At 42.5% G+C, this 8,353-nt stretch carries 6 protein-coding genes and 1 pseudogene; 2 read left to right on the top strand and 5 right to left on the bottom strand.

The features are described 5' to 3' along the window. Positions 1 to 1,028 (top strand): serine hydrolase (locus tag L650_RS0107735; RefSeq protein ID WP_029772756.1); only part of this gene is annotated, 1,028 nt, incomplete at its 5' end. Positions 1,029 to 1,105: 77 nt separating this feature from the next. After that, entirely contained in the window at positions 1,106 to 2,023 is a 918-nt protein-coding gene (locus L650_RS0107730) for a histone deacetylase family protein (RefSeq protein ID WP_029772755.1), read from the top strand. A gap of 48 nt (positions 2,024 to 2,071) precedes the next feature. Here L650_RS0107730 and L650_RS0107725 read toward each other — a convergent pair whose 3' ends face one another. The 5 genes and pseudogenes from L650_RS0107725 to L650_RS0107705 all read right to left on the bottom strand — a co-directional run bounded on the left by L650_RS0107725 (position 2,072) and on the right by L650_RS0107705 (position 8,246). Then, positions 2,072 to 2,365, bottom strand: coding sequence for a hypothetical protein (locus L650_RS0107725; RefSeq protein WP_029772753.1), 294 nt, complete (start codon positions 2,363 to 2,365; stop codon positions 2,072 to 2,074). A 2-nt stretch (positions 2,366 to 2,367) separates the two neighbouring features. After that, the gene (locus L650_RS0107720; protein ID WP_029772752.1) at positions 2,368 to 3,177 is read right to left on the bottom strand and encodes a DUF2797 domain-containing protein; all 810 of its coding nucleotides are present in this window, start codon (positions 3,175 to 3,177) and stop codon (positions 2,368 to 2,370) included. A 28-nt stretch (positions 3,178 to 3,205) separates the two neighbouring features. After that, positions 3,206 to 5,746, bottom strand: a complete 2,541-nt coding sequence (locus L650_RS0107715) for an EAL domain-containing protein (RefSeq protein ID WP_029772751.1) — start codon at positions 5,744 to 5,746, stop codon at positions 3,206 to 3,208. A 374-nt stretch (positions 5,747 to 6,120) separates the two neighbouring features. After that, positions 6,121 to 7,408 (bottom strand): annotated as a pseudogene (gene purD / locus L650_RS0107710) (phosphoribosylamine--glycine ligase). 16 nt (positions 7,409 to 7,424) lie between these two features. Further along, positions 7,425 to 8,246 carry a class I SAM-dependent methyltransferase gene (locus tag L650_RS0107705; protein ID WP_029772749.1) on the bottom strand — a complete coding sequence of 274 codons (822 nt, stop codon included), beginning with the start codon at positions 8,244 to 8,246 and terminating at the stop codon, positions 7,425 to 7,427. Between the last annotated feature and the right edge of the window lie 107 nt (positions 8,247 to 8,353).

Genomic DNA, 8,353 nt, shown 5'->3' with positions numbered 1-8,353 from the left:
AGTATGCCTATAACAACTTAATGTTTGTAACCGCAGGCGAAGTGGTGGCACGTGTATCAGGTATGAGCTGGAATGATTACATCGAAAAAAATATATTACAGCCTTTGCACATGGATAACTCGCGCGCGGGCTTTTCGCGTATTCCAAAAAGCAATAAAAACTGGGCAATTGGCCACATACCAATGGATGGCAAGCTCAATCCTTTTTTTGTTAACTACCTAGAAGACTTTAGAGGCGCAGGGGCTATTGCATCGAGCGTAAACGATATGAGCCAATGGTTACTAACGCAGTTAGCTGGCGGAAAAATGCCAAGTGGCGAGCAACTATTTAGTGAAAAACAGCAAGCGCAAATGTGGCACCCGCATATTACCTCTATGGCTTCTAAAAGTGCGTATGAGGCCTATCATCAGCAATTTAGAGGTTATGGGCTAGGTTGGAGCATTGAAGATTACCACGGTTTTAAAAAGCTAGGCCATGGCGGGGGTATTTTAGGTATGGTGTCGCAAGTTACATTATTGCCTGAGAAAAAGCTCGGCATTGTTATTTTATCTAATCAGCAAGCATTTAGTGCACTTTCGGCAGTAACCCACGAAGTGCTTGAAGATGCCCTCGAGCTTGAAGATAAAGACTGGGTTGAAGAGTTGGCTAAAAAACATTTTGCGAGTAAACAAAAAGCCTACGCCAATGCAAAACCCGACACCCCAGCTGATTACCAGCCACAGTTACCTAATATAAATTACACCGGCACGTTACACGACGATTGGTACGGCGATGTAATTATTGAGCAACTCGATGGCAAACTACGTATTGATTTTACCCATACCAAACGCTTAAAAGGCACGCTTGAGCATTACACGGGTAATACGTTTATTGTTAAGTGGGATGAAAAGCTACTCGAGGCCGATGCGTTTATTCGTTTTGATATGGGCGCAAACAACCGTGTTAATAGCGCAAAAATGCGCGCGGTATCAACAGCAGTAACAGACTTTAGTTTTGATTTTAGAAACCTTAATTTAAAAGCTAAGTAGTGATGCTATACACCAAAGTCGCAAAGCCACCGTAAGGTGGCTTTGTTATATTAAGCACTCACATTAAAGGAGCGTTTATGCGTACTGCAGTTATTTCACACCCTCATTGCCGTAAACATAAAATGATTGACGATCATCCTGAGTGCCCAGAGCGCCTAGACGCTATTGCCGATAGACTTTTGGCAAGTGGTGTAGATATTGGCTTAACGCATCTACAAGCGCCTAAAGCGCAGCGTGAGCATTACTTATTAGCCCATGATGAGTCGTTAGTTAACCTTGTGGAGCGCTTAGTTCCTGAGCAGGGGCTACATAACCTTGATGGCGATACCTGGCTTTGCCCTGATTCGTTTAAAGCGGTAGAGCGCGCCGTAGGAGCAGGGTTGTTAGCTGTAGATGAAATTCTCGCAGATAAACTCGATGCGGCGTTTTGCGCTGTACGCCCGCCAGGGCATCATGCCAATGCACACGCTTCATCTGGGTTTTGTGTATTTAATAATTTAGCAATAGCAGTTAAGTATGCTCAAAGCAAAGGCATTAAGCGTATAGCAATAGCTGATTTTGACGTACACCATGGTAATGGCACCCAAGACATATTTATAAACGATGAAAACGTATTACTTTGTTCGCTATTTCAATACCCATTTTACCCAAACACAGCCGTAGAAAATAACAGCCACATAGTAAATTCCCCTTTACCAATTGCCAGTAGTGGCGATGATTTAAAAGAAGTGTTTAATACCCAATGGTTGCCAAAATTAAAAGCCTTTAAGCCAGAGCTGCTATTTATTAGTGCAGGGTTTGATGCCCACCTAGAAGATGACATGGCAAGTTTAAAGTTTGTAGAAGATGACTACAGCTGGCTTACAGAGCAATTATGCGACGTTGCAAAAGAGAGTGGCTGCAAAGGTGTTATATCTTACCTTGAAGGGGGCTATGCGCTATCAGCATTAGGAAGAAGTGCTGTAGCGCATATAAAAGTGCTTAGTGAGTACTAAGACCAATCCGCAATAATACTTAATTAAGCGAATTGGTATAACTAAGGGTTATAAACCCAGTAAATCAAACGCCTGCTTGGTATTAAGGGTTTTAATTTTGCCAAGGCAGCATTGCCCTTCATTTAATAAATAAGTGGTTACCAGTTGCGCTAGCTGCTCCTGTGAAAGAGGGGCGCATGCAGCGCCGTGTAGGTCAACGTACTCACCTTGCTTGTTCAACACGCGCACATTACTAAGCTCACTTTGCGTAACGCTGTGCAAACACGCTTCTTGTTCTTGTTTATCGTGCGCTATTTCAAGCTCATTATAAACAATTAATAACTGTGGAAAGCTGTTTAGCATAGTTACCCTACTGTTACCTCGTATGAGGTAAATTTACGCACATTAATAACGCCAGTATCAAAAATTAAGTACTGACCTTTTATACCTTGCAGCACGCCGCTTACTACTGGGTTTTTATCAAAATTAAACGAGCTAATTTTAGTGGGGTACTCTGTTACCGGAAAGTTTAAATCAAGCACGTCTTCATCAAGTTGCTCTATGGCTGTGGCACCAAATAACTCGCTTAGCTCGTTTAATTTATCGCTAATTTGCGGGATCAGCTCTGCCGCGGCGGCTTTAAGGTCAATGGCTTCGTTTTGGCCCTTTAGCATGTTACGCCAATTGGTTTTATCGGCAATAAACTCGGCCAATGCCACCTCAACTAAGCCTGATTGCAAACGTGTTTGTACTTTAAAAATAGGCAGTGCTTGAGTGGCGCCTTGATCAACCCAACGTGTCGGTATTTGCGTATGGCGAGTAATACCTACTTTTAGCCCTGAGGTATTGGCTAAATACACATAATGCGGGATCATGCAGTTTTCTTCGCCCCATTGTGGCTCGCGGCAAGTGCCTTTATCGTAATGGCAGGTTTCTGGTTTCATAATGCACATATCGCAGCTAGCAAGCTTACGCATACACACAAAACAGTGGCCTTGCGAGTAACTTTTTTTGGTTTTTTTGCCACAGTTTGAGCATAAAATGGTACCGCTAAACGTCAGCGTTAACTCTTTACCAATGAGTGCGTTTAGGTCGACTAGGTTGTCGCCCACAGGAAGATGATATTGAACCGGCTCTGTTAAGCTCGATTTTAATTTACGCAAAGTGCCTTGCATCTTTACTTGGCCCCTAAAGATGTTGATATTAAAACGTGGAGTTTAACATCTTTAAACTGTATTGGCTTTTTAAGAAATACAAATAGTCATCTAAGGGAAGGGGCTTAGCGTATAGGTAACCTTGCGCTCTGTCGGCGCCCATTTCTTTCAATAAGTGGTGCACATCTTGGGTTTCTATGCCTTCCATGGTTATAGATAGCCCTAGGTTATGTGCCATATCTATAGCGGTTTGCACAATCACTTTATTGGCGGTGTTATTTGTTAAGTCAAATACAAACGATTTATCTACTTTAAGCTCCGTAAAGCGATAATTAACCAAATAACTTAGCGATGAATAGCCAGTGCCAAAGTCATCAAGGACCACGCGCACCCCTAAATCAGAAAGCTCATTAACCAACGAAATAAGCGCTTCGTGGCTTTCGACTAATGCTGACTCCGTTAATTCAAACTTAAGAAGCTGCGCCGGAACTTGGTATTTTATAAGGACGTTTTCGACTTTTTCGGCTAGGTTTTTAATCGACAGATTTTTAGCACTTAAATTTACGCTAATTGGGTGATCGTTATAGCCCTGCTCGGTTAGTTTGAGGATATCTTTACAGGCTTGCTCAATAACCCATAAGGTAAGCTCGTTAATAATACCTGTGTGCTCAGCAAGGGTGATCAGCTCTTCTATCGATACGCCTTTAAAAGCCGGGTCGGGCCAACGTAGCAGCGCTTCGGCGCCACATACTTGATTAAAGTTTAGCCCTATTTGAGGCTGATAATACAACGCTAGTTGGTTGTTTTTAATCGCTTTTTGTAATTTAGCGGCCAATGCCACATCCATTAATATATTACTGCCGTTAGAAGCGCTTACTACTAAATCGTTATTACTTTTAGCTTTTTTAAGTGCCAAGTAACCCCGTTTCGTCCAGTATTCAAAGTCGTCACTGTGGGCTGCGCTACTAATCCCTATGTTATAGGTAAGTTGTAAGTTTAAGCCTTGAATTTCGTATTGTTTGGGCAGGCTATTTATAACTTTAATTAAGGCCCCTTCAAGTGACTCCTGGTTTTGGTTTTTAGTAGATATGCAGGCAAATACCCCGCTGCCTAAGTCGGCTAAGCGGGGGCTGTTATTAAAATCTGTATCGAGGTTGGTAAATTCGCGCTCATGGCTAAGCTCTAACTCTATTTGTTTAGCCACGTGCTTTATTAAAGTGTAGCCCTGCGATGGGGTAATAATGGTATTGAGCGAGTTAAAATGGCGAATTTTAATTAAACACAAGGTGGTATTTCGCCCCTGTGCTTGTAAGCTCATAAACGCTTGTTTTAATTTGGCACTGTTAAGTAATTTAGTTTGCTGAGTATGTGTAGCATGATAAAGCGCACGCTCGCGCTGGTAGCGCACTCTATCGGCAAGTGCCATAGCCATTAAAATAACTTCACACAATATAGCCACTAAAAACGCGTGACGAATCGCAAAGCTATAATCCAAATAGCCCGTTAATTCTAATGGCTGTATTGCCGCGCCAACAATGAGGGGAACCCACGAAAAAACGTAAAACTTCGCCCACCTAAAGCCCGTGCGTAGTTTGTTATAAATTAAAATAACACACGTAATATATAACAAGCTTAATACACAAAAAAAGATGGGTGCAGCAATGTATTCGGGTATAAATAAAGTGGTGATTGATAATAAAAATATTAAAATAAGTAGCGCTTTACTCATTTTATAGCGCCAGCATTTGTCCTTGTGGTAGCGCAAAAACATGGTGCAAAAGGCGAGCGTAAAAAAGGCCATTGCGTAGTTTGAAAAAATCACTTTTTCGTGTAAGTACAATTGCCACTCTAGGGGCCACAAGTAAAAGCCAAAGCCCATTACAATGCCCATTAAACACAGCGCACTAATTATATAGCCTATATAAACTAAATAAACGCGGTCTTTAATCCCAAAATAAAGCACTAAATTATACAGGGCAGCCATTAATAACACGCCGGCAAATATGCCCCAAATGCCGGTTTGCGAGCGAACTAAATCAACAAATTCTTTATGGCGATACAAATTAACCGGGGTTTTGCTGATCCCCGTCGTATCTATTTTTATGGCTAAGCGCTCTGTTGTTTTACTCTCAAGTGCAAAACGTATATGCGGTACGCTATATTGAAAAAGCGTAAGAGACTTTACTTTATCACCTAATTTATAGCTTTCTATAAGCTCATTTCTTTTGTTTAACCGATACACGCTGAGGTGATCAACCATCGGGTTATCGAAATGGGCAACAATGTCTTGAGCATCCAAACTTTTATTTTCAAGGTCTATAAATAGCCAATAGTTTTGCTGCTTAAAGCTCCATTGAATATCGGTTAACGGCTGGTGGGTGATTAGCTCGGGATTTAAAATAATATCGTTGAGTGTGTGAGATTTACTTTCATCTATGTAGTAGGCAAAGTCTAAATATACAGGCGTGGTTTTATCGATGGTATAGCGAGTCGGCACAACCAGGTTAGAAGCGAGTGTGCTAATAATATAAAATATGAAAATCAGTATGGCTATGGCCGCGGCATGATAACGTAAAGTTTTCGTTTCCAACGTTGTATACTTGTAATAAATCTTTTAATTAGTGTAGCACTAAAAAAGCGCATATAAACTGCGCTTTTTTAGTTAAATTTTTAGGGCCTGCTTATCCTTCAGGATTAAAATTTGTTCTAACTAGGGACGATTTAATCGTGGCGCGAGGTTTGTAACCTAGTGGGCTAAGTAAAAACCGAGCAACAAAGAGTTAATCGTCCCTAGGACGAACCTTCGTGCAGCGCGTGTTTGGTATTTATACTGCGTTATCGCCTATTTATGGGGAATAACCAGACTACATAGGCTCTGCCTTGCCTAAATACCAAACACACTGCTGCAAATTTAATCTCGAAAGATAAACAGGCCCTAAGTTAAACCAATAATTTAGTTACAGGCTACTGCTCTCGGGCAATCGCTCTGTAAGCAATATCGGTGCGGTACTCCATACCTTCCCAGCTAATTTGTTTTACAAGCTCGTATGCACGTTGCTGTGCCTCGGTAACGGTATTGCCGAGTGCCGTTGCACATAATACACGCCCACCTGCGGTGACAACGTTTTCGCCATCTTGCTTAGTACCCGCATGAAATACTTTTTCATCAGCAGGGTAGTTAACTTTAAGGCCTGATATTGCATCACCTTTAGGGTAATCACCTGGGTAGCCTTTAGCAGCAAGTACAACACCTACGGCTGCGCGCGGGTCAAACTCAATGGTTGTTTTATCAAGTTCTTCGCGGTTTGCCGCTTCAACTAGTTCAACTAAGTCTGATTTAAGGCGAAGCATCATAGGTTGCGTTTCAGGGTCACCAAAACGACAGTTGTACTCAATTACTTTAGGCGTGCCCTGGGCATCAATCATTAAGCCTGCGTATAAAAAGCCAGTGTAAGGATGACCTTCGCTTGCCATACCCTCAACGGTAGGAACGATGACTTCGTTCATAATGCGCTGGTGGATTTCGTCGGTTACTACAGGTGCCGGTGAGTATGCGCCCATGCCGCCAGTATTTGGACCTTCATCGCCATTGTATGCACGCTTATGATCTTGGCTTGTTGCAAATGGCAAAATGTTTTTACCATCAACCATAACAATAAAAGAGGCTTCTTCGCCTTCTAAAAACTCTTCGATCACGACGCGGCTGCCNGCCAGCCTCGCCAAAAGCATTACCGGCAAGCATATCGCGAATAGCATCTTCAGCTTCGCGTTCATCCATTGCCACAATAACGCCTTTACCAGCTGCTAGGCCATCTGCTTTTATTACAATTGGCGCGCCTTTTTCTTTTAAATAAGCAAGGGCTGGGTCAATTTGTTCAAACGTTTGGTAATCAGCGGTTGGGATGGCATGGCGAGCTAAAAAGTCTTTAGTAAACGACTTAGAGCCTTCTAGCTGCGCTGCACCGGCTGTTGGACCAAAAATAGCGAGACCGTGTTCACGGAACTTATCTACTACGCCTAATACAAGCGGTACTTCAGGGCCAACAATAGTAAGTTCTATATTGTTTTGTTGCGCAAAGCTTAATAGGCCATCTAGGTCTTCAACGTTAATTGCTACGTTTTCTAGTTTTGGCTCAAGTGCAGTACCGGCATTACCCGGTGCTACAAATACAGTGTTTACTTTCGTGTTTTGAGCGGCCTTAAACGCAAGTGCGTGTTCGCGGCCGCCGCTGCCAATGACTAATACATTCATGGCGAAATATTCCTATTTAAAGCGGTTTTTTAAATTTCAGCGTCATACGGTCGCTTTCACCAATAGCTTTGTATTTATCAGCGTCTTGTTCGCTAAGGCGTAAGCTAGGTGGTAGCGTCCACACCCCTTTAGGGTGATCGGCTGTATCTTTTGGATTGGCGTTAATCTCACTGCTTGCAACTAATTCAAATCCAGCTTTTTTAGCTAAATCGACCACGTAACTTTGCTTCATGTAGCCGGTTGATTTTTGATCCTCATCAGGTCGGCTTTCATCTAAGCGATGTTCAACTACACCTAATACGCCACCTGGTTTTAACGCTTTATAAAAAGACTTAAATGCACTGAGTGCACCTTTAGTGTCTTTACCCATGTACCAGTTATGTACATTGCGAAAGGTTAATACCATGTCGGCAGTGCCGGCAGGGGCAATATCAGTGTGCGTTAATGGGGCAAACTCAGAAATTTTTACTTTGCTAAAACGCTCATCTTCGGCCACTTTTTTCTTAAAGCCAGCTAAAGAGCGCTGGTAGTAACCTACCGATGAATCACTCGGAAAATGCGCTGCGTAATATAAGCCTTGCTCTTTAAGTGCAGGGGCTAAAATTTCGCTGTACCAACCACCGCCTGGGGCAATTTCAACCACAGTCATTGTTGGTTTAAAACCAAAAAATGCCAGCGTTTGCTCAGGGTGACGGTATTCATCGCGGGCGCTATTTTTAGCGCTACGCTCGCTTGATTGAATAGCATGGCTAAGGCTTGACTCATGGTTATGGCTAAGTGCCATTGTTGAGGTCAGCGTAAGCGAGGCAACAAGTAGTGACTTTAGTGCAAATTTCATCGTTTGTTCCTTAACATTTTATATAGGTGTTGAACCAGAATACGTGAATTGATTGCAAACAAAAAGGGCTAAACGTTGTGTTTAACCCTTTGTGTGATTAGTGGCGG

Source organism: Pseudoalteromonas sp. TB51, assembly GCF_000498055.1.
Taxonomy (GTDB): domain Bacteria; phylum Pseudomonadota; class Gammaproteobacteria; order Enterobacterales; family Alteromonadaceae; genus Pseudoalteromonas; species Pseudoalteromonas atlantica.
The sequence above is the reverse complement of the archived record's forward strand: the minus strand, read 5'-3'. Positions and strand labels throughout refer to the sequence as shown.